18 protein-coding genes are annotated in these 20,332 nt (G+C 67.6%); 8 read left to right on the top strand and 10 right to left on the bottom strand.

What is annotated here, in order from left to right:
* Positions 1 to 38: 38 nt before the first annotated feature.
* Both OHB23_RS05685 and OHB23_RS05690 read right to left on the bottom strand, forming a co-directional pair.
* Positions 39 to 1,514, bottom strand: coding sequence for a mannitol dehydrogenase family protein (locus tag OHB23_RS05685; protein WP_328811058.1), 1,476 nt, complete (start codon positions 1,512 to 1,514; stop codon positions 39 to 41).
* On the bottom strand, positions 1,511 to 2,533 hold the full coding sequence (locus tag OHB23_RS05690) for an NAD(P)-dependent alcohol dehydrogenase (protein ID WP_328811059.1): 1,023 nt from the start codon (positions 2,531 to 2,533) through the stop codon (positions 1,511 to 1,513). Before OHB23_RS05690 ends, OHB23_RS05685 begins: the two co-directional genes overlap by 4 nt.
* 69 nt (positions 2,534 to 2,602) lie before the next feature.
* Between OHB23_RS05690 and OHB23_RS05695 the strand changes: the two genes are divergently transcribed.
* The 7 genes from OHB23_RS05695 to OHB23_RS05725 all read left to right on the top strand — a co-directional run bounded on the left by OHB23_RS05695 (position 2,603) and on the right by OHB23_RS05725 (position 10,113).
* The gene (locus tag OHB23_RS05695) at positions 2,603 to 3,625 is read left to right on the top strand and encodes a sugar-binding transcriptional regulator (RefSeq protein WP_328811060.1); all 1,023 of its coding nucleotides are present in this window, start codon (positions 2,603 to 2,605) and stop codon (positions 3,623 to 3,625) included.
* A 7-nt stretch (positions 3,626 to 3,632) separates the two neighbouring features.
* Positions 3,633 to 4,982 (top strand): ABC transporter substrate-binding protein, encoded by a 1,350-nt coding sequence (locus OHB23_RS05700; protein ID WP_328811061.1) that lies wholly within the window; start codon positions 3,633 to 3,635, stop codon positions 4,980 to 4,982.
* Positions 4,982 to 5,929, top strand: a complete 948-nt coding sequence (locus tag OHB23_RS05705; protein ID WP_027506156.1) for a carbohydrate ABC transporter permease — start codon at positions 4,982 to 4,984, stop codon at positions 5,927 to 5,929. The genes OHB23_RS05700 and OHB23_RS05705 overlap by 1 nt, the downstream gene beginning before the upstream one ends.
* The gene (locus tag OHB23_RS05710; protein WP_027506157.1) at positions 5,929 to 6,810 is read left to right on the top strand and encodes a carbohydrate ABC transporter permease; all 882 of its coding nucleotides are present in this window, start codon (positions 5,929 to 5,931) and stop codon (positions 6,808 to 6,810) included. The genes OHB23_RS05705 and OHB23_RS05710 overlap by 1 nt, the downstream gene beginning before the upstream one ends.
* An 11-nt stretch (positions 6,811 to 6,821) precedes the next feature.
* A complete protein-coding gene (locus OHB23_RS05715) occupies positions 6,822 to 7,934 on the top strand; it encodes an ABC transporter ATP-binding protein (protein ID WP_027506158.1) in 1,113 nt (370 codons plus the stop codon).
* Between the two features lie 364 nt (positions 7,935 to 8,298).
* Positions 8,299 to 8,847, top strand: a complete 549-nt coding sequence (locus OHB23_RS05720; protein ID WP_328811062.1) for a hypothetical protein — start codon at positions 8,299 to 8,301, stop codon at positions 8,845 to 8,847.
* Positions 8,848 to 8,898: 51 nt separating this feature from the next.
* Positions 8,899 to 10,113 (top strand): low temperature requirement protein A, encoded by a 1,215-nt coding sequence (locus OHB23_RS05725; protein ID WP_328811063.1) that lies wholly within the window; start codon positions 8,899 to 8,901, stop codon positions 10,111 to 10,113.
* A gap of 8 nt (positions 10,114 to 10,121) precedes the next feature.
* Here OHB23_RS05725 and OHB23_RS05730 read toward each other — a convergent pair whose 3' ends face one another.
* From OHB23_RS05730 to OHB23_RS05750, 5 genes are all read right to left on the bottom strand, one after another.
* Entirely contained in the window at positions 10,122 to 10,979 is an 858-nt protein-coding gene (locus tag OHB23_RS05730) for an alpha/beta fold hydrolase (protein WP_222632210.1), read from the bottom strand.
* Positions 10,976 to 11,581 carry a TetR/AcrR family transcriptional regulator gene (locus OHB23_RS05735; RefSeq protein ID WP_027506160.1) on the bottom strand — a complete coding sequence of 202 codons (606 nt, stop codon included), beginning with the start codon at positions 11,579 to 11,581 and terminating at the stop codon, positions 10,976 to 10,978. Before OHB23_RS05735 ends, OHB23_RS05730 begins: the two co-directional genes overlap by 4 nt.
* Positions 11,578 to 13,353 (bottom strand): N-acyl-D-amino-acid deacylase family protein, encoded by a 1,776-nt coding sequence (locus tag OHB23_RS05740; RefSeq protein WP_328811064.1) that lies wholly within the window; start codon positions 13,351 to 13,353, stop codon positions 11,578 to 11,580. Before OHB23_RS05740 ends, OHB23_RS05735 begins: the two co-directional genes overlap by 4 nt.
* Before the next feature lie 131 nt (positions 13,354 to 13,484).
* Positions 13,485 to 15,707 (bottom strand): accessory Sec system translocase SecA2, encoded by a 2,223-nt coding sequence (gene secA2 / locus OHB23_RS05745; protein WP_328811065.1) that lies wholly within the window; start codon positions 15,705 to 15,707, stop codon positions 13,485 to 13,487.
* 267 nt (positions 15,708 to 15,974) lie between these two features.
* A complete protein-coding gene (locus OHB23_RS05750) occupies positions 15,975 to 16,433 on the bottom strand; it encodes an Lrp/AsnC family transcriptional regulator (RefSeq protein WP_328811066.1) in 459 nt (152 codons plus the stop codon).
* A gap of 93 nt (positions 16,434 to 16,526) precedes the next feature.
* On the opposite strand from OHB23_RS05750, the gene OHB23_RS05755 reads away from it, so the two are divergent.
* Positions 16,527 to 16,946: a rhodanese-like domain-containing protein gene (locus tag OHB23_RS05755; protein ID WP_307097175.1), complete on the top strand. Its 420-nt coding sequence runs from the start codon at positions 16,527 to 16,529 to the stop codon at positions 16,944 to 16,946.
* Here OHB23_RS05755 and OHB23_RS05760 read toward each other — a convergent pair.
* From OHB23_RS05760 to OHB23_RS05770, 3 genes are all read right to left on the bottom strand, one after another.
* Positions 16,927 to 17,733 carry an alpha/beta fold hydrolase gene (locus OHB23_RS05760; RefSeq protein ID WP_328811067.1) on the bottom strand — a complete coding sequence of 269 codons (807 nt, stop codon included), beginning with the start codon at positions 17,731 to 17,733 and terminating at the stop codon, positions 16,927 to 16,929. The genes OHB23_RS05755 and OHB23_RS05760 overlap by 20 nt on opposite strands.
* Positions 17,734 to 17,759: 26 nt before the next feature.
* Positions 17,760 to 19,376, bottom strand: coding sequence for an ABC-F family ATP-binding cassette domain-containing protein (locus OHB23_RS05765; RefSeq protein ID WP_328811068.1), 1,617 nt, complete (start codon positions 19,374 to 19,376; stop codon positions 17,760 to 17,762).
* A 165-nt stretch (positions 19,377 to 19,541) separates the two neighbouring features.
* Positions 19,542 to 20,219 (bottom strand): hypothetical protein, encoded by a 678-nt coding sequence (locus OHB23_RS05770; protein ID WP_328811070.1) that lies wholly within the window; start codon positions 20,217 to 20,219, stop codon positions 19,542 to 19,544.
* Positions 20,220 to 20,332: the final 113 nt, after the last annotated feature.

Genomic DNA, 20,332 nt, shown 5'->3' on the forward strand with positions numbered 1-20,332 from the left:
TTGTGCGTGTCCAGGGATGCGCACAAGGCTCACGGGCGTCAGCGCACCGACGACTCCACGGTGGCGCGGGCTCCGCGAGTGTGCAGGGAGTCGAGAGCCGACGTGTAGGCGTCGACGAAGCGCGGATCGTCCACCAGATCCCCGAACAACTCCCGGTTCCGCACGAACGCGAGGGGGTCCTCGCGCTGCTGCCGAGCCAGCGGGGTGAGCGTGTCCTTCAGACGGTCGACGATCTCGATGGGCTCACCCTGCTCGTCGACACCCTCGGCGTAGCGCGCCCAGCTCGCGATCACCGTGGCGGACAGTGCGACCGGCCCTCCGGACCCGAGGTTCGTGCGTACCACCGGGACCAGCCACTTCGGGATCCGGTCCGACGACTCGGCGCAGAGCCGGGCCACGGTGTCCCGGATCTCCGGATTGGAGAAGCGCTCGATCAGCGTCTTCTTGTACTCGGCCAGGTCGATTCCGGGAACCGGCTGCAGCGTGGGAGTGGCTTCCTCGTCCATGTAGCGCAACAGGAACTCGGCGAACAGTGCGTCCTGCGTGACGTCGTGCACGAGCCGGTAGCCACTGAGGTATCCGACGTAGCAGAGGGCCTGATGGCTCGCGTTGAGCAGACGCAGCTTCATCAGCTCGTACGGTGTGACGTCGTCGACGACCTGCACGCCCACGTCCTCGAACGGCGGCCGGCCGAGGGTGAAGTGATCCTCCAGCGCCCACTGGGTGAACGGCTCCGCCGCCACGGGCCACCGGTCCTCGAGGTCGTACCGTGAGGCGAGCTGGTCGACGACGTCGGGTGTGGTGACGGGCGTGATGCGGTCGACCATGGAGTTGGGGAACTGCGCGGTATCCGTGATCCACTGTGCCAGTGCGGGATCCTTCAGGCGAGCGAACGCGGTGAAGGTCGATCGGGCGATGTGTCCGTTGCCCTCGATGTTGTCGCACGACATGATGGTGAACGGCGCGAGCCCGCGATCCTTCCGGCGGGACAACGCCTCGCACACCAGTCCGAAGGTCGTGCCCGGTACCGCATCGGGTGCCAGATCCGCTCGCACAGCCGGGTTCTCGGCGTCGAACTCGCCCGTGGTGGCCGAGAAGTTGTAGCCGCCCTCGGTGACGGTGAGAGAGACGATGCGGGTGTCGGCGTGGGCGAGCTTCTCGATCACCGCCTCGGGATCGTCCGGCGCGAAGAGGTACTCGGTGATGGATCCGATGACCGAGGTGTCCCACGAGCCGTCGGAGTGCCGCAGTGCCAGGGTGTAGAGACAGTCCTGGGCGTCCATGACGTCCTTCATACGGCGATCACCCGGCAGCACGCCCACGCCGCAGATGCCCCAGCTCGACGCGGACTCGAAGTCGTTGCGGAGCAGCCGGTCCACGTACATCGCCTGGTGCGCACGGTGGAAGCCGCCGACGCCGAAGTGGACGATCCCGGTGGTGATCGCCGAGCGGTCGTACCGTGGCACGTCCACGTCGTCGGGAAGCTGGGCGAGGGTGGCGGCGGACAGCTTCACGAGAGGGTCTCCTGACTGGGTGTCACGGTGACGACAGCCTTGATGCTGCCGTCGGTGCGGTCGTGATTCAGTGCGTCCTCGACATGATCCAGGTCGAACCGACCCGTCACCATGCTGTCGAGCTCGACTCGTCCGGTGCGGACGAGTTCCAGTGCAGTGGGCCAGGTGTCGGCATAGCGGAAGACGCCGGTGACCCACAGTTCCCGGTTCTGGATCACCGACACGGGTATCGGGTACGCGTCTCCGCCCATGCCCACGAGCACCACTCTGCCCGCAGGGCGCACGGCGCGCATCCCGTCCTGCACTGCGCGGGGTGCGCCCGACGCGTCGACGAACGCGTCGACGTCGAGGTCGTGCACCGACTCGTCCGCCGGGTCGATCACGCGGGTCGCCCCGTACCGGGTGGCGTTGGCGCGGCGGTCGGCCGAGATGTCCGACACGACGATCTCCGTGGCGCCGAAGGCGCGTGCGACCTGTGCCGTGAGCACTCCGACCGGCCCGGCGCCCGCGATCAACACTCGCGAGCCGCCGGTGATCCCGGCCTTGCGTGCGGTCGCGATGGCCACCGACAGGGGCTCGAAGAGGGCCGCGGCGTCGTCGGACACGGCGTCGGGGACGTCGTGCGCGAACGTGGATCCGATGGTCACGTACTCACAGAGGGCACCGTCCACGGGAGGGGTCGCATAGAACTCCATGTGGGGGCACAGGTTGTAGTGGCCCGATCGGGTCTCGCGACTGTCGGGATCGGGTCGTTGCGGCTCGATGGACACTCGCGACCCGACTCGCCGAGGGGAGACGCCGTCACCGACGGCGACGATCACACCCGACGCCTCGTGGCCCAGAACGAGCGGCGACTCGACGACGAAGTCGCCGATGCGACCCTCGCGGTAGTAGTGCGCATCCGAGCCGCAGACTCCGACGGATGCCACCCGGACGAGGACGTCACCTGCGTTCGGCGTCGGCACAGGTCGCGTCTGCGTCTCGATGTGTCCCGGTTCGGTGAGAACTGCGGCACGCATGGAATCGACTGTTGTGTGGATCACACCTGGATGTTAGCTTAAGTGAGCAGATGAACACCAGGTGAGCAGATGCTCACCTCGACGACCGGGAGCGACATCGTGACGACGCCGAGTTCGAGCGACGAGCTGAGGCTCGCGCTGCGTGCGGCGACGATGTACCACGTCGAGGGCGCGACCCAGGCGGAGATCGCCACCAAGCTCGGTGTCTCCCGTCCCACGGCAGGTCGACTCGTCGCTCGGGCTCGGGCGAACGGGCTCGTGCGCATCGAGATCCACGTGCCCGAGGAGATCAGCGGATCGGTGCACACCGATCTCGAACGTCGACTCGAGGAGCGGTACGGCCTGGACGAGGCGCTGGTGGTCACGTCGACCATCGACGACGCCGGCGGTCGGTACGACGCGGTGGGGCGCGCCGCGTCGGGCATCCTCACTCGGCGCGTGCAGCCTGCTCACACACTCGGTTTCACGTGGGGGCCGGAGACGGTCGCGGTGGCGCAGTCGCTCCAGGGACGCGGCAGCCGCTGCGCCCGCGTGGTGCAGCTGGACGGATCCATGAGCACCGCGGACTACCAGACCGGTGTCGACTTCGTCCTCACCCGCTGCGCCGAGCAACTGCAGGCGACGCCGATGCGGCTCAACGCCCCTCTCTACGCCGACCCGGCGACGGTCGTGGCGCTGCAACAGGACTCGCTGATGTCCAAGGCGCTCGACGCCGGACGCACCGCGGATCTCATGTTCTTCGGACTGGGCCCGGTGTCGACGTCGACGACGCTGTTCGAGGGAAGCTTCCTCGACGCCGACCTCCTGTCCGAACTCGATCGACTCGGTGCGGTCGGTGAGATCGGCGGTCGGTTCTTCGACTCCGACGGCGCCGACGTCGACAGCTCACTGACCGACCGCACGGTCTCGGTGCCGCTGGACGACATCCGGAACTGCGCCACCACGCTCCTCATCTCCGGCGGTGTGCGCAAGCACGCCGCGATCCGGGCCGCTCTGCGCGGCCGTCTCGCCACCGTCCTGGTGACCGATATCGCCTGTGCTCTGGACCTTCTCGACGAGCACGGCAGCAACCCCATGAAGGAATCGAGGTAGTACCGACGTGACATCACGATTCGTCCCACTCGCCGCCCTCGCCGCAGCCACCGTGCTGACGGCGAGCGGCTGCGCGGGCGCGGGATCGTTCGGAGGTGACGGTGGCGGCACGACCATCACCGTGGCCATCGTCTCCAACGCGCAGATGTCCGACGCGATCTCGCTCGCACCGGAGTTCGAGGCCGAGAACCCGGGTGTGAACCTGAAGTTCGTCTCGCTGTCCGAGAACGAGGCGCGCGCGAAGATCACGGCGTCGGTGGCCACGGGCGGTGGTGAGTTCGACGTGGTGATGATCAGCAACTACGAGACGCCGCAATGGGCCGAGAACGGGTGGCTCACCAATCTGTCCGAGTACGCGCAGGCCACACCGGGATACGACGAGGACGATTTCATCCCGTCGCTCAAGGAGTCGCTGTCCTACGAGGGAAGCATGTACTCGGTGCCGTTCTACGGTGAGTCGTCCTTCCTCATGTACCGCAAGGACCTGATGGAGGAAGCAGGCATCACGATGCCGGCCGAGCCCACCTGGGATCAGGTGGCCGAGGCCGCCGCGACACTCGACCGTCCGGGCATGTCCGGCATCTGCCTGCGTGGCAAGCCCGGCTGGGGCGAGGTGCTCGCGCCCCTCGACACCGTCATCAACGCCTTCGGCGGCCGGTGGTACGACGAGAACTGGAACGCGCAACTCGACAGTCCGCAGGTCGAGGAAGCCGTGCAGTTCTACGTCGACCTGGTCCGGTCGCACGGACAGGCCGGCGCGGCGACGAGCGGCTTCAGCGAGTGCGGAACGCAACTCGCACAGGGCAACACGGCCATGTGGTACGACGCCACCTCGGCGGTGTCGGTGCTCGAGGACCCCACGTCGAGCAACGTCGTCGGCAAGATCGGGTACGCCAAGGCCCCGTCGGCGGCAAAGGGCGACAACGGCTGGCTGTACTCCTGGTCGCTCGGCATCCCGACGACGTCGGAGAGCCCGGACGACGCCTGGAAGTTCGTGTCGTGGATGACGAACAAGGAGTACCTGAAGAAGGTCGGCACCGAGCTCGGCTGGGAGCGGGTGCCACCGGGAAGCCGGTTGTCCACCTACGAGATCCCGGAGTACAAGGAGGCGTCGGCCGCCTTCGGTCAGGTCACGCTCGACTCGATAAACAATGCCGATCCGCTGAACCCGACGGTCGATCCGGTGCCGTACACCGGCGTCCAGTTCCTCACCATCCCCGAGTTCCAGGATCTCGGCACTCGGGTCAGTCAGCAGATCAGCGCCGCCGTGGCAGGACAGATCAGCGTCCAGGACGCGCTCGCTCAAGCGCAGCAGTACGCCGAGGTGGTCGGCAAGACGTATCAGGAGGATCAGTGATGACCACGACCGAAGTCGGCTCGGCGAGATCCGAGACGCCGTTCGTTCCTCGCGAACGGGTGATCTCGAAGGCGGAGGGGTGGCGGCGCCGCGGTCCCCTGCTGCCGGCCATGGTCTTCGCGATCGTCGTCACGCAGATCCCGTTCCTGTTCACGCTGTACTACTCGACGCAGTCGTGGAACCTGGTGCGCCCCGGATCGCGGGAGTTCAACGGTCTGAACAACTACGTGGACGTGTTCCGGGACAGCCAGTTCCGCTCGGTCGCGTTCAACACGGTGATCATGATCGTGGGCACGGTGATCATCTCGGTGGCGCTGGGCCTGGTGCTCGCACTGCTGCTGGACCGTAAGTTCATCGGCCGCAGTCTGATCCGCACCCTGCTGATCACTCCGTTCCTCATCACCCCGGTCGCCGGTGCACTGATCTGGAAGACCACCATGTTCGACCCGGTGTTCGGCCTCATCAACTTCGTGCTCAGCCCGTTCGGGGTCGACCAGATCGACTGGGTCTCGCGGTTCCCGCTCGCCGCGGTCATGACCAACCTCGTCTGGCAGTGGACCCCCTTCATGATGCTGCTCATCCTGGCGGGACTGCAGTCGATGCCGAAGGACATCGCGGAGGCGGCGCGGGTGGACGGCGCCGGGCCCGTCGCACTGTTCCGCGAGTTGACGTTGCCGCATCTGCGACGCTTCATCGAGCTCGGAGCGGTCCTCGGCGCCATCTACCTCATCAACACCTTCGACGCCGTCTACATGATGACGTCCGGCGGCCCGGGTGTGGCGTCGTCGAACCTGCCGTTCTACATCTATCAACGAGCGTTCCTCGGCTTCGACATCGGCCAGGCCGCGGCCATGGGCGTCGTCACCGTGGTGGCCACCATCGTCGTCAGCACACTGGCGCTGCGACTGATCTTCACGAGCTTCAGCGGGAAAGAGGAGGCTGCCTGATGAGTACCACCACCGAGCGGAGCGCCGGCAGCGGAACTCCGAGCGTCACCGCGCCGATCACACGCAAGAAGCGATGGGGGCCCGGATCGATCTGGTCCTTCGTCGCCTGGGTCGCCGGCATCGCCTTCTTCTTCCCGGTCCTGTGGATGGTCATCACCGGGTTCAAGCAGGAAGCCGATGCGTACACCGCGACGCCGAAGATCTTCTTCACCCCGACCCTCGACCAGTACCGCGGCGTTCTCGAGAGCGGCATCGGCACCACGCTGCTCAACTCGGCCTTCGCGACCGTCGTGTCCACGATTCTCGTTCTGCTGCTGGGTGTCCCGGCTGCATTCGCCCTGTCGCTGCGTCCCGTGAAGAAGACGCAGGACGTGCTCTTCTTCTTCATCTCGACGAAGATGCTGCCGGTCGTGGCGGCCATCGTGCCGCTGTACGTCATCGTCGGCGACATCGGTCTGCTCGACAACATCTGGGCGCTCATCATCCTGTACACGGCGATGAATCTGCCGATCGCGGTGTGGATGATGCGGTCGTTCTTCCTCGAGGTCCCGAGCGAGTTGCTCGAGGCCGCGAGCATGGACGGTGCCTCGCTGTGGACATCGGTGCGGGAGGTCATCCTGCCGCTGGTCTCGCCCGGCATCGCGGCCACGTCGCTGATCTGTGTGATCTTCTCGTGGAACGAGTTCTTCTTCGCCGTCAACCTCACCGCCGTTCAGGCACAGACGATTCCGGTCTACCTCGTCGGCTTCATCACCGGGCAGGGCCTGTACTGGGCCCAGCTCTCCGCCGCTGCGACGTTCGCAGCCCTCCCCGTCGTCCTCGCCGGATGGTTCGCGCAGAACAAGCTCGTGCGCGGCCTGTCCTTCGGCGCCATCAAGTAGGAGAAAGAACCATGGCTGCAATCTCGTACAAGCAAGCGTCCTGCATCTACGACGGCGCCGACAAGCTGGCGGTGGACTCGCTCGACCTCGACATCCAGGACGGCGAGTTCGTCGTCCTGGTCGGCCCGTCGGGCTCCGGGAAATCCACCGCGCTGCGGATGCTCGCCGGTCTCGAGGAGATCGACGGCGGTGCCATCGAGATCGGCGGGAAGAACATGGTCGGTGTGCCGTCCAAGGACCGCGACATCGCGATGGTGTTCCAGAACTACGCGCTCTACCCCAACAAGACCGTCGGCGAGAACATGGGCTTCGCGCTCAAGATGCGCGGGGTCAGCCTCGAGAAGCGTCAGGCCCGCGTCGCCGAGGCGGCCCGACTCCTCGACCTCACCGAGTACCTGGATCGCAAGCCCGGCAAGCTCTCCGGCGGTCAGCGGCAGCGCGTCGCCATGGGCCGCGCGATCGTCCGTGAGCCCCAGGTGTTCTGCATGGACGAGCCGCTGTCGAACCTCGACGCCAAACTGCGGGTACAGACACGCACGCAGATCGCCGCGCTGCAGCGTCGGCTGGGGACGACCACCGTGTACGTCACCCACGACCAGGTCGAGGCCATGACGATGGGCGACCGCGTCGCGATCCTCAAGGACGGCAAGCTGCAGCAGTTCGCCGCGCCGACCGAGCTCTACGACCACCCGGTCAACGCCTTCGTGGCCGGATTCATCGGCTCGCCGGCGATGAACCTGTTCACGGTGCCCGTCGTGTCCGGCGGCCTGAAGGTCGGTGAGCGCACCGTCCCCCTCGAGCGCGACCAGCTCACCGCCATCGCCGCCGCGGGACTCGACGAGGTGACCCTCGGCCTGCGTCCAGAACAGCTCGCGATCGGCTCCGCGGACGACGACGGACTGCTGGTCACCGTCGACCTCGTGGAGGAACTGGGCAACGAGAGCTACCTCTACGCCAGCTTCGACGACACCCGGATCCGCGCCTCGGACGGCACACCGGCCACGATCGTGGCACGCTCTCCCAGGAGGGCACCCGCGCGGATCGGCGAGAAGGTCACGCTGACCAAGCAGGAGGGCACCGCGTACCTGTTCCACCCGACCTCGGGGGAACGGATCGGGGCCTGAGCCGCAGGGGGCAAGACTCGGGTGTGGGAACGTGCCGGGAAGACCGTTCCCACACCCGTCCACCGTCGCGGGACCTCGCATGTGAGCGTGCGGCCACAGGATCGCCGGTGATTCTGCGGATCGGCAGAGTGTTCGTCGATCGTGTGTACTCACACTCGCCTGCGGGCTGTCGGTCCCTGTGGGCGTGGTCGAGCAGCACGTCCGCCGCGTCTCGCGGGTGACTCCAGGGCCACCAGTGCTTCGCGTCGACCTCCGGGACGGTCAGGTCCGGCACCCGGCGGTCGACATCCTGGACCGGTCGACACGTTTCAGCGCACGGCACGAGGGTAGTTCGAGGCACTCGCTCTCGACACAGGAGATTCTCATGGCCCGTGCCACCCTTGCCCACCTGCTCCACGATGTCGGACTCGCGGCCTGGTTCGGCGGAACCCTCGCCAATGCCGTCGCACTGAACGAGGCGTCGTCGAACGCCGACACCGCCGCCTCCACCGGGGCTGTCACCAACGAGGGATGGGATCGGTGGACGCCGGTCAACGCCGCGGCCATCGGTGTCCATCTCGCCGGTGCGACAGCACTGCTGAAGAACGACTACGGACGTCTGAAGGCGCAGGACGGCGTCGCTTCGATGGCCGTCGCCAAGACCGCGCTCACGGTGGCCGCACTGGCGGTCACCGCGTACAGCCGCGTTCTGGGACAGACGGTCTCGAAGGAAGGTGCGGTACCCGCCTCTGACGGGACCACGCCCACCGCGTCCACGCCACCGCACGTGGCGGCCGCGCAGAAGAAACTCCAGGCACTGCAGTGGGTCGTCCCCGCGTTGGCCGGCGGAGTGGTCGCCATCTCCGCGTACGCGAGCGAGCAGTTCCGTCCCGAGGAGGTCACTCGCGGCGTAGTGTCGCGCATCGTCGGCTGATCGCCCGATCCGCGAGGTCTGTCCGGGTCGCAACCGCAGAGTGGTGATGACGTGGCAACGACACCGGACGACGACACCGACGCGGGAGCCGACCAGCGCACTCCGCTGGTGCGACCGCCGAAGTTGCGGACCGAGGCCGATCGCGGCGCGACCCGGTTGGAGCTGTTCTTCGACCTCGCCTACGTGCTGGTCGTGCACCAACTCGCACTCGCACTGAAGGACGACCTTCGCTGGCAGGGCATCGCCGAGTTCGCGGGAATCTTCGCCGTCACGTGGTGGTCATGGGTGACCACCACGTTGTACGCCAACAGGTTCGACACGAACGACGTCCTGTACCGATTGCTGAAACTCGCCGCCACCTTCGCCGTGGCGGTGATGGCCGCCAGTGCCGCGACGGCGGTGGGCGGCGACGGGACCGTCGCCTTCGGAGCCGGGTACATCGCGACGCGGGTGATTCTCGCCGGTCTGTATCTTCGCGCACGGCGGCACATCCCCGACGTCCGCGTCACGATCGATCTGTACCTCGCGGCCACCGGCGTCAGTATCGTGATCTGGACGGTCTCGCTGCTCACCCCGTCACCGATCACCTACCTGCTGTGGGCGGTGGGAATCATGGTGGAGGCCGCGGCGCCGTTCGCCGCGACCCACTGGGGACCGGATGTTCCGCTGCACCTCCAGCATCTGCCGGAGAGGTTCGGGCTCTTCGTCATTCTCGTTCTCGGTGAGTCGATCTCGGCTGTGGTGCTCGGGATGCACGACACCCACTGGATGTTCTCGTCCGTCGCCGTCGCGGCACTCGGATTCACGATCGCTGCAGCCGTGTGGTGGATGTACTTCGACATCGGCGGCGCGGAGGCCAAGACGGAGATCCAGGACGACGAGCGGGTGGTGGGCAGTGGCCGTGCCGACGGGTACGTCTACGGGCACCTCCCTCTCACCCTGGGTGTCGCTCTCCTCGGCGTCGGGATCCAGCAGTACGTCCTGCATCCCGTCGGCGAACTGACCGATGCCGGGCGCTGGGCCCTGTCCGGTGGGGTGGCGCTGTTCGTCGTCGGGATCTGCGCCGTTCTCGGCTGGAGTTCCGGCGACTGGAGAACGGTGTTCCCGTGGCCGGCGCTGGCCATTCCCGTCGTCGTCGTGCTGGGTCTCGTCGACACCAGGCTCCCGTTCACCTCGGCCATCGTCCTCGCTGTCGGCGCGATCACGGCCGTCGTCACCGGGGTGATCCGTCGGCGCCGCAGTCCGGTCGACACGACCGAGACCTGACGCCGGGGCTATCGGTCCCGGCCGGCGTGGTCGAGCAGCACGTCCGCCGCGTCTCCCGGGTGACTCCAGGGCCACCAGTGCTTCGCGTCGACCTCCAGGACGGTCAGGTCGGGGACCCAGCGGTCGACGTCCTGGACCAGATCGGGGGAGAGGAAGCGATCCTTCAGCGGAACCACGACGAGTGTGGGTACGTCGCACCGCGGTGGTGGCCCGGACAGCATGCGCCGAATGATGTTGGCGCGGTACAGCTCGACACCGCGCTGCATGTTCAGCGGATCCGCGGCGGGAGCGGGGTCCGCGGGACCGGCCTGGACGAACAGAGTCGGAACGTACTTTCCCAGGACCGGCACGTGGAAGCCCCAGATGTACCACGACCGGGCGAGCTGCCCGAGCACCGACGGCCACTGGGTGGGCCGCAGTCCGCGCCGACGCGACGTCTCGCGGAGGTGGTCGATGCTGGGACCGGAGACGGAGGTGAACGATCCGAACACCTCGGCGGCGCGGGGATCGCGCATCGGCTCCCACATCTGCACCGAACCCCAGTCGTGGGCGAAGGCGTGGACCGCTCCGCGGAGATCGGGGATCGACTCGACCACCGCATAGGTGTCGTCGGCCAGGCGTTCGATGGCGAACGACTCGGACCGTTCCGGGTGCTCGACGACGGTGCGGCCACCACCGCGCGTGTCGTAGGCGATGACGCGGGCGCGATCACCGATGGCGTCGATCATCGGGTGAAACATGGTGTGGTCGTCCGGATACCCGTGCACGAGCAGCACCGTCGTGTCCGACTCCGGATCGCCGTACTCGAACACGGCCAGTGCGGCACCCGTCGAGTGAGCGGTCCACCTGCTGTGCGGCTCGGTCATCCTGCCTCGCTCCTTCTGTACAGCGACTCTCCTCGGAGCAGTCGCGCGACGAGGTGCAGCCGCACCTCGTCCTGCTCGGGCTGCGGATGCACCACGGCGGAGAGGGCTTCCCCGTCGAGGAGGTGTACCACCGTGAAGAGCACCGTATCGAGTTCCGCCGCGGGAATCGTGCCCGCGATCGGCAGCGAGCGTCCGAGGTCGGTGATCTCCTGGTGGTAGCGCACGGTGAACGGAACGAGACGCTCCCGCAGTGCATCGTCACTCCGGGCGGCGATGAGCAGCTCGTACCAGGCACCGTTGATCGGCGCCCGGCACGCGGCGCGCAGCAACGTCAGGCAGTGCTCGACGGACGCCGAGCCGAAGCCGGACAGCCCGGCGCGGAACTCCTCGAACTGGCGCCTCCGGACCTCGTCCGCCGCGGCCACGACGAGATCGAGACGGGTGGCGAAGTGCCGGAAGAGCGCACCCGACGACACTCCCGCGCGGGTCACCACCTCGTTGACCGTCGTGGCGGCGTAACCCTTCTCGCACAGCGACGCGATGGTCGCGTCGAGGAGTCGCGCGATGGTGTCGGTGCGGCGCTCTTCCTGCGTTCGTCTCACACGGACACGGTAGTGGCCGCAGGTGTCCTCACGCCCGCTCGCAGGAATCGGCCCGCCCGCTCGGACACCCCGAACCAGGAGGCGAATCGGCCCTCGCGATACGCGACTCGTCCGCCGACGAGCGTCGCGGTGACCGCGGTGTCGTTACGGTTGACCATGCGGCTGAGACCCCCGAATTCCGGCATCGTCTCCTCGTTGTACGCGTCGACCTCGTCCGTCAGGCCGGCGGGATTCACCACGACGATGTCGGCGCGATCGCCGAGACGCAGGTGGCCGGCGTCGACGCCGTAGAAGTCGGCGAGCTCGCCGCTGAGCTTGTGAGCCGCCTGGCCGACCGTCAGGAACGACTCGCGGGCGTCGTTCACGCGCCGCAGCAGGCGGATGCCGAAGTTGTAGAACGCCATGTTGCGCAGGTGCGCCCCGGCATCGGAGAACCCCACCGTCACACCGGGCTTCGTGATCAGCTTGTCCATCTGCTTCTGGCGATGATTGGCGATGGTGGTGTGCCAGCGTAGTTTCCGGCCGTGCTCGACCACCAGGTCGAGGAAGGCGTCGACGACGTGGATCCGCTGCTCCCGTGCCAACTCTGCGATGTTCTTGCCGATGACGGACGAGTCGGGGCATTCGGTGATGATGACGTCGCCGAAGTCTCGGTGCCACACACGGGAGGAGAACTTCTTCTCGAAGTCGGCGCGGAACCAGCGTCGATACGCCTCGTCCTTCAGCAGTTCGTTGCGGCCGAGCTCCTCACGCAGGTGCAGAGCTGCTCTGCCGGAACCGAATTCCTCGAAGACGACCAGGTCGATTCCGTCGGAGTAGACGTCGAACGTCGTGGGAAGGTGCTGCCAGCGGAACTGACCCTTGCCCGGTCCGTTCACCGCAGCGGCCAGCGGACCGAAGATGTGGTGGATCCACGGCGAGGCCTTGGCGTCGGCGGCGGCCAGCAGCGAGACCTTCAGTGCGCGTCGGCCGATGCCCGTCGCGGCGCCGAGGAAGAACACCATGTCGTACTTGGTGTTCAGGTTCGGAATGCTCTGCAGCAGACGGCCGCGGCGACGCAGGATCTTGTGCAGACGCCGGAACTCCGACCACGACGCGTAGGACGACGGCAGCGAGCGCGAGCGGTATCGATCCCCGTCCAGCTTGTCCCAGGGATTGGTCATCGTGGACATGCCGAGCATGCCCGCGTCGAGTGCCTTCTCGAGAGCGTCCGCCATCTGCGCCGTCTCCTCGCGCGTCGGTCGCTGGGAGCGGTCGGTCGACCGGTCGAGTCCCATGACGTGGGCGCGCAGGTCCGAGTGCCCCACCAGCGCAGCGATGTTCGGTCCGAGCGGGAGGCGCTCGAGTGCGGCGATGTACTCCTCCGGGCCCGACCAGGTCTTGTGCGTGTCGACGGCCTTGAGCACGTGATCGCGGGGGAGGGCCTCGACGCGGCTGAACAGGTCGGCGATGTCGACGGGAGTGGAGTACAGGGTGGAGAGCGAACAGTTGCCGAGCAGCACCGTCGTCACGCCATGGCGCACAGACTCGCTCAGGCCCGGCCCCACCAGGACCTCCGCGTCGTAGTGAGTGTGCACGTCGACGAATCCCGGAATGACCCACTGGCCGGTGGCGTCGATGACCTCGGTGTCCGGTCCGACGTCGAGCGCGTCCGAGGACACGGCACGGACCACGCCGTCGACGATGCCGACATCGCGGCGAACTCCCGGCCCACCATCTCCGTCGAACACGGTCCCGCCGCTGATCACCACATCGAAGTGCGACTCGTTCATGTGACCTCCATCACTGTGCGATGGGCTCACCGTAACTTAGAGAGTGATCACTCGCAATAGTGGGACTTCGTCCCCCGTGTGCCTTTTGCGCATCTCCGGATACGCAAAGGGCGCACGGGGCCGAAGGCCACTCAGAACGCGAGTGGACGGTGCGACTCGCGAACATAGGTCCAGGTCGAAGACGGACGCACCAGCCCCGCCGACTCGAGGTCCACACCGTCGTCGGTGATCGTCGAGGTCAGGAAGGTGCGGTCGGACTCCTCGAGGGCACGGGACTGCACCTCGGCGAACGCCTCGATCGCGATGCGGTGGTACTCGTCGAGCGGGTTCTGTCGGCCGAGTGCCCGGAGATGAATGCTCTCGCGGACATCGCCGAGGTGCGCCAGGTAGTCGGACCACGCGCGGTCGAGATGGTGGAGAACGATGCGCCGGGCGGCGCGTACGCGGGCGTCGGAGTCGACGGCCTCCAGTTCCGCGGCACGCTCGGGATTGCGGGTGGCCAGCAGGTCCCACGCCTCGTCGGTGTCGAGCAACGCGGCCCGACGCGTGTCGAGGATGTCGCGGTGTTGGGCGGTCAGTTGGTTGTACCGCCAGGTGGACGCGTGGGTGTCGAGCATCGCGCCCTCCGCGACGCGCTGCGCGTGGTCGATGCGCTTGGCCGCGACCTCCGACTCGAGGAAGCCCGTGTCGTCGGGGTGGCCGGGGCGATCGCTCTTCTCCAGGTAGCGCGTCACCAGCGAGTCGTCCCAACTGGCGAAGAACACGGAGCGGCCCGGATCACCCTGTCGCCCTGCGCGTCCCCGTAGTTGGTTGTCGAGGCGCTCGGTGACGTACCGCGCGGTGCCGATCACGAGTAGGCCGCCGAGGTCGGTCACGCCGTCCCCGAGCCTGATGTCGGTGCCGCGGCCGGCGATCTGCGTCGAGACGGTCACCGCATCGCGCAGTCCGGCCCGCGCGATGATCTCGGCCTCCTCCGCGTCGTTCTTCGCGTTGAGGGCGACCACCGGCACTCCGGCGTCCTCGAGCCGGGCGGCCAGAGACTCGGACTCCTCGACGTCGTGCGTCCCCACGAGCACGGGCTGCCCCGTGGCGTGGGCTTCCAGCACCGCGGCGACGACGGCCGCGTTCTTCTCGGGAGCGGTGGCGTACACGCGGTCGACCTCGTCGACGCGGACGAGCGGCTCGTTCGGCTCGACCACCGACACCCCGAGGCCGTAGAACGTCCGAAGCTGTTCTCCTGCTGCGAGAGCCGTTCCGGTCATTCCGCACACGCGGCGGTACCGACCCATCAGGGCCTGCACGGTGATGGTGTCCAGGACCTGCCCGGTCTCCGTGCGCGCCAGGCCTTCCTTCGCTTCGACCGCGGCCTGGAGACCGTCCGGCCAACGCTGCAGCTCCGCGACACGGCCGCGGGAGGCGTTGACCAGCTGTACCCGACCGTCCCGCACGATGTAGTCGACATCCCTGCGTACCAACACCTCTGCGTGCAGGGTGAGATTGACGCGCACCAACGTGGTGCCGACGTGCTCCTCGCTGTACAGATCGATCCCGCCCAGTGCGTCCTCGAGCTTCTCGGCCCCGGCATCGGTCAGGAACACGTTGCGACGTTCGGCATCGACCTCCCAGTCGGTGTCAGCGTCGAGAGACCGCACGGCGTCGAGCACGTCGTCGGCCGACACGTCCTGATCGATCGAGCCGGCGAGAACCAAGGGCACCAGAGCTTCGTCGACGAGCACCGAGTCGGCCTCGTCGACGACGGCGACGTCCGCGGTGGGGGAGACCAGCGTGTCGACGTCGTCGACGAGGTGGTCGCGCAGTACGTCGAAGCCCACCTCGTTGACCGAGGCGTAGGTGACGTCGCACCCGTAGGCAGCGCGCCGCTCGTCCGCCGTCGACTCCGCCGTGATCCACCCGACCGTGACTCCGAGCGCGTCGTAGAACGGGCCCATCCACTCGGCGTCGCGTCGCGCGAGGAAGTCGTTGACCGACACCACGTGCACGTCCCTGCCCTGCAGCACGTAGGCGGCGGCCGCGACGGCGCCGGAGAGCGTCTTCCCCTCACCCGTTGCCATCTCGATGACGTCGCCCTCCAGCAGCCGCACGGCTCCGTAGAGCTGAGTGTCGAAGGGGCGCAGGGACAACGCACGATCGGACGCCTCGCGCGCGAGCGCGAGGAACGCGGGCACGTCGAAGGAGCCGGCTCCGCGCAGACCGTTTGCCGCGGCACGCAGACCGTCCGCGTCGAGGTCGCGGTGGCGGTCCTCGAGCGCCCGGGCGGCATCCACGGCACCTCGCGACCGCGCATGCCCCTTCGCGACCGAACGACCGAGCAGGGACCAGAACCGTGACGCCATGTTCGCCAGGCTACCGACGGGCCCGTAGGTGCGGCCGCAAGCCGTGTGCACACCCCCAGCGGTGAGCGCACACGGTCTGCGGCCGGTGGGGAGGGGTGTGCGGTCACCGGAAGGGGTGCGCACACCCATTGTCGCCGCGCGTCCGACGCGGGAACCGCCTCACCTGAGACGGACGGCTTCGAGAGGACGACGTTCACCATGGTCACCGTGGGCATCGCATGGCTGCGCGACGTGCGTTGTTCGAAGGTCCATGCCACCGACGGGCCGTCACGCAGGAGTGATGCGCCGACTCGGGAGAGGGCTCGAGTACACGACGTTGGTGGTGATGGAGCCGAGGGTGGCGAGCCGGCCGGTGACGCGTTCGAGATCCCGCATCGAGCGGGCGAGGACCTTGATGATGAAGCAGTCGTCACCCGTGACGTGATGCGCCTCGATGATCTCCGGAGTGGATGCCACCAGCGCGTCGAACGGACCGTAGTTGCCCGACGGGTACGCCAGGCGCACGAACGCAGAGACCGTGTAGCCGAGCGCCTCGGTGTCGACGGTGACGGAGTAGCCGGTGATCACGCCGATGTCGGTCAGGCGACGGACGCGGTCGGCCGTCGCGCTCGACGACAGGTTCACCACTCGGGCCAGATGTGCGACGCTCGCGCGCCCGTCGTTCTGCAGCTCGTCCAGGAGTCGCCTGTCGATCTCGTCGACCTCGGGGTGTGGGTTGCGCGGCATATCGGGCACCATACCGGCCGATCCACGCCGAACTGTTTGATTAGCCGGTGATCACCACTTCTCCGAGTCGCCCGAACAGGATTGGCTGAGGGCATGGAACAGACACCGTCCGCCGCCGACTTCTTCGCCGCGAAACTGAGGTTCGAGACCGATCCCGCCGATCTCGCCGCCGAGCGATCGCGCGGTGCCGGGCCGCTGCTGATCGACGTTCGTTCGGACGCGTCCTGGCGTGCAGGACGCATTCCCGGAGCGGTACACATCGTCGGGGCCGATCTGGGCACGCGCCTCGCCGAGGTGGAGCCGGATCGCGACGCCGACATCGTCGTCTACTGCTGGGGACCGGGATGCAACGGCAGCACCCGAGCGGCGCTGACGCTCAGTCGCCTCGGCTACTCCCGCGTGCGGGAGCTGATCGGAGGATTCGAGTACTGGGCACGGGAAGGTTTCGCCGTCGTGTCCGACACCGGCCGTACACGGCGAGCGCCCGATCCGCTCACCGCTCCGACGACGTGACCGTGTCCAGCCACCTGGACACGAGCTCGACGGCCTCCGGGGCGGCGACGGCCGTCGCGTGGTCGTATCCGCGGAGCTCTTCGTACTCGGAGCCGGCGATCAGCGATGCGGTGCAACGGGTGTCGTCGATACGCTGGACGTCGCGGGAGCCGACGTAGAACAGTGTCGGCGCCGTGATGGCGCGGACGGCGTCGTCGGCGATACCGGGATCGTCGTCCGATGCCCGGAAGTAGGCGGCCAACGCTTCGGAGTCGTTGCGCAGGAACGCGGCTCGGGTGCCGGAGTCGACCGGGAAGCCGCGGCGGTTCGCCCACTCGTCGACGAACCCGTCCATTCCCCGTTCGGCGAGGACGTCGGCGCTGCCGTCGAAGAACAGGCTGTCCAGCGCGCCCTTCTGCGGCCCCGATCCGGCTCCGCCCACGACGAGTGATGCGACACGCTGGGGAGTGCGGGTGACCAGATTGAGGCCGGACCGACCGCCGAACGAGTAGCCGACGTAGTGCGCGGCGGACACGTCCGCCGCGTCCAGGACGGCGACCAGATCCTCGCTGACACGGTCCATCGAGTAGGCCTCGACGTCGCGAGGAGCCTCGCTCCGGCCATGTCCACGCTGGTCCACGAGGATCAGGCGGTACCGGTCGCGTAGCGCACGGACGTAGCCGAAGGTGCGCCAGATCTGGTGCGACAACAGGCTGCCGTGCACCAGCATCACCGGCGGGCCGGTGGGGTCACCCGTCACCGACCAGGCGATGCGGGTGCCGTCCACCGGGTTCGTCGCGAAGTCCACGGTGCCATGGTCGCAGGTGGGCGATCTCAGGTGGACGTCGAGGTGAGCCCGTCGGCGGTCAGATCGACCCGCCGCGTGATCCCCAGCGCATCGAGGAACGCCTCGTCGTGGCTGACCACGATCAGGGCTCCCCGATACGACGACAGCGCCGTGCTCAGGTGCGTCCTCGACGCGACATCCAGGTTGTTCGTCGGTTCGTCGAGAATGAGCAGCTGCGGAGCCGGATCGGCCAGCAGCAGCATCGCCAGTGCCGCCCGCACCCGCTCCCCGCCCGACAGCGTGCGCACCACCGCGTCTGCGCGCCGACCGCGGAAGAGGAAGCGAGCGAGCCGAGTTCGGATGTCGGTGTTCGACGTGTCCGGTGCCGCGCGGCGGACGTTCTCCACCACGGACGCGTCGTTGTCGAACACGTCGAGGGATTGCGGCAGCACCGCGGTCGGCACCGACGACGCCAGAGATCTCAGGAGAGTCGTCTTGCCGACTCCGTTGTCCCCGACGAGCGCGATGCGTTCCGGGCCGACGACGGTGAGTTCGACCGTCCTGTCCGGGTACCGACCGTCCAGATCGAGCAGCATCTCGCCCGTCGACGCCACCGACTTCGACGCGTGCACCGCCGTCTCGGGCAGATCCACCACGATCTCGGTGTCGTCACGAATCATCTCGTGCGCCTCGTCGGCGCGGGCGCGGGCATCCGCCACGCGGTCCTCGTGTCCGATGCGGTACTTGGCAGCCGACTCCTGTGCGGCGCTGCGCCGGTTGTGGGCGACGATCTTCGGTACCCGCTTCTCGCGAGATGCCTTCTCTCCCATCCGTCGCCGGTGGGCCACGGTGGTCTGCGCCTCGACCAGATCCCGCTTCTGCCGGCGCAGATCCTGATCGGCCGACCGCGCCGCGGCCCGCGCCGCCTCCTGCTCGCCCTCCACGACGCTCCGGTAGTGCGTCCAGTTGCCGCCGAACATCCGGAGCGACGCGGGCGACGACCGTACCGAGTGGAGTTCGGCGATGTCGTCCATGGTGTCGAGCAGGCCCTGGTCGTGACTCGCGACGACGACGGCGCCGGAGAACTCGTCGAGTACTCGTCCCAGAGCGGATCGAGCTCGTCGGTCCAGGTTGTTCGTCGGTTCGTCGAGAAGCAGGACGGAGGGCCGCCGGATCACCTGACCGACGAGTGCGACGAGCGTCGACTCGCCCCCCGACAGGGTTCTCATCGGTCGATCGAGATCTGCTGCCGTGCCCAGACTCTCGCCGAGGCCGGCCGAGTCGAGCAACGCGAGAGTGCGCTCCTCGACGTCCCAGTCCGTACCGACGACGGTGAAGTCGTCGGGATCGGTGCTGCCGTGCTCGATGCGTGCCAGGGCCCGTCGGACGTCTCCGATGCCGAGGAGATCAGCGACGGTGTCCGAGACGTTCGTGACCACCTGCTGGGGAAGATGGCCGACGGTGCCGGTGACGCGCACGGACCCGCGCTGCGGTCGATACCGCCCGGTGATCAGGTGCAGCAGAGTGGATTTGCCCGCTCCGTTGGTGCCGACGAGGCCGGTCCGGCGCGGCATGAACGATGCGTCCAGGCCGTCGAGGACAGGCCGGCCGTCGGGCCAGGAGAAGGTGAGATCGGAGAGAACGACGGAGGGTGATTCTGACATGGAGCACCTCGAGAGGAGTGTCGTGCCACCGCGACGTGCGCGTCGGTGGGATCCGCACTACTTACGAGAGGAGCAACTGCCTGTCCGTTCGTCGGGGACGATGAACTACCAACTCTAGGTCGGTAGCGCAGAACGGTCAACAGAGATGTCGAATGCGGCTGTGAATCAGTCGGTCTCGTCGTCCTGAGTGTGAGTGTTCCGGACGTCGGGCCCCTGGGCCCGCAGGTCGTCCACCTTCGCCATGGCCTCGCGCAGTTCTGCGAGCCACGGGTCGATGTGGTCTCCGGTCAGGCGTACGGCCCAGGCGAGCGCGTCGGCGCGCGAGCGTGCGACGCCGGCGTCGACGAGGGTGTCGAGCACTTTGCGTTCGGGCTGACGCAGTCGAGTCATGACCGGCACCGCGAGGTGGGTGAAGAGGGTGGTGTCGCCGTCGATGGTGACACCCCAGGCGACCTTGCGGCCGTAGCGTGCCTCGGCCTCGTCGGCGATACGCATGCGATCGTCGCGGGTGGACTCACGGAATCGAGCGATGCGGCCCTCGACGCCGGCATCGGACTCGGGGGCGTTCAGTTCGCCGATCACGACGATCTCCTCGCGGTCGACCTCGACCGTGGCGGTGCCGTCGAACCAGTCGTCGGGCAAGCGGCCGAGGAACCACTGTTCCGCATCGCCTGCGTCGGGTACGTCTTTCTGCTGCCATCCGCCGGGCCGGCCGACGCGTTCGCCGCGCTTCGCGCCGCGACCGCGGCCGTGTCCGTGGGGTCCACCGCGCCGGGGTGCGTCACCTCGACCGAAGGGACTGGAGGGTCGTTCTCCGAAGGGGAAGGTGTCATGGGAATTCATGATGTTCTACTTTCGTCAGTGGCGCGATTACTTGATTACAACGCCGGTGATTACAAGATTACACACGTCGCGCCGAGCGTCAAGAGTTCGTCGCGTCGTGTGACCGACGGATC

The organism is Rhodococcus sp. NBC_00294 (assembly GCF_036163995.1).
Taxonomy (GTDB): Bacteria; Actinomycetota; Actinomycetes; order Mycobacteriales; family Mycobacteriaceae; genus Rhodococcoides.

Coding starts and splice junctions, on each gene's coding strand:
- OHB23_RS05690 (WP_328811059.1), bottom strand. CDS start 2,533: ATGCGTGCCGCAGTTCTCACCGAACCGGGACACATCGAGACGCAGACG.
- OHB23_RS05695 (WP_328811060.1), top strand. CDS start 2,603: ATGCTCACCTCGACGACCGGGAGCGACATCGTGACGACGCCGAGTTCG.
- OHB23_RS05705 (WP_027506156.1), top strand. CDS start 4,982: ATGACCACGACCGAAGTCGGCTCGGCGAGATCCGAGACGCCGTTCGTT.
- OHB23_RS05710 (WP_027506157.1), top strand. CDS start 5,929: ATGAGTACCACCACCGAGCGGAGCGCCGGCAGCGGAACTCCGAGCGTC.
- OHB23_RS05715 (WP_027506158.1), top strand. CDS start 6,822: ATGGCTGCAATCTCGTACAAGCAAGCGTCCTGCATCTACGACGGCGCC.
- OHB23_RS05720 (WP_328811062.1), top strand. CDS start 8,299: ATGGCCCGTGCCACCCTTGCCCACCTGCTCCACGATGTCGGACTCGCG.
- OHB23_RS05730 (WP_222632210.1), bottom strand. CDS start 10,979: ATGACCGAGCCGCACAGCAGGTGGACCGCTCACTCGACGGGTGCCGCA.
- OHB23_RS05740 (WP_328811064.1), bottom strand. CDS start 13,353: ATGAACGAGTCGCACTTCGATGTGGTGATCAGCGGCGGGACCGTGTTC.
- secA2 (WP_328811065.1), bottom strand. CDS start 15,707: ATGGCGTCACGGTTCTGGTCCCTGCTCGGTCGTTCGGTCGCGAAGGGG.
- OHB23_RS05750 (WP_328811066.1), bottom strand. CDS start 16,433: ATGCCGCGCAACCCACACCCCGAGGTCGACGAGATCGACAGGCGACTC.
- OHB23_RS05755 (WP_307097175.1), top strand. CDS start 16,527: ATGGAACAGACACCGTCCGCCGCCGACTTCTTCGCCGCGAAACTGAGG.
- OHB23_RS05765 (WP_328811068.1), bottom strand. CDS start 19,376: ATGTCAGAATCACCCTCCGTCGTTCTCTCCGATCTCACCTTCTCCTGG.
- OHB23_RS05770 (WP_328811070.1), bottom strand. CDS start 20,219: ATGAATTCCCATGACACCTTCCCCTTCGGAGAACGACCCTCCAGTCCC.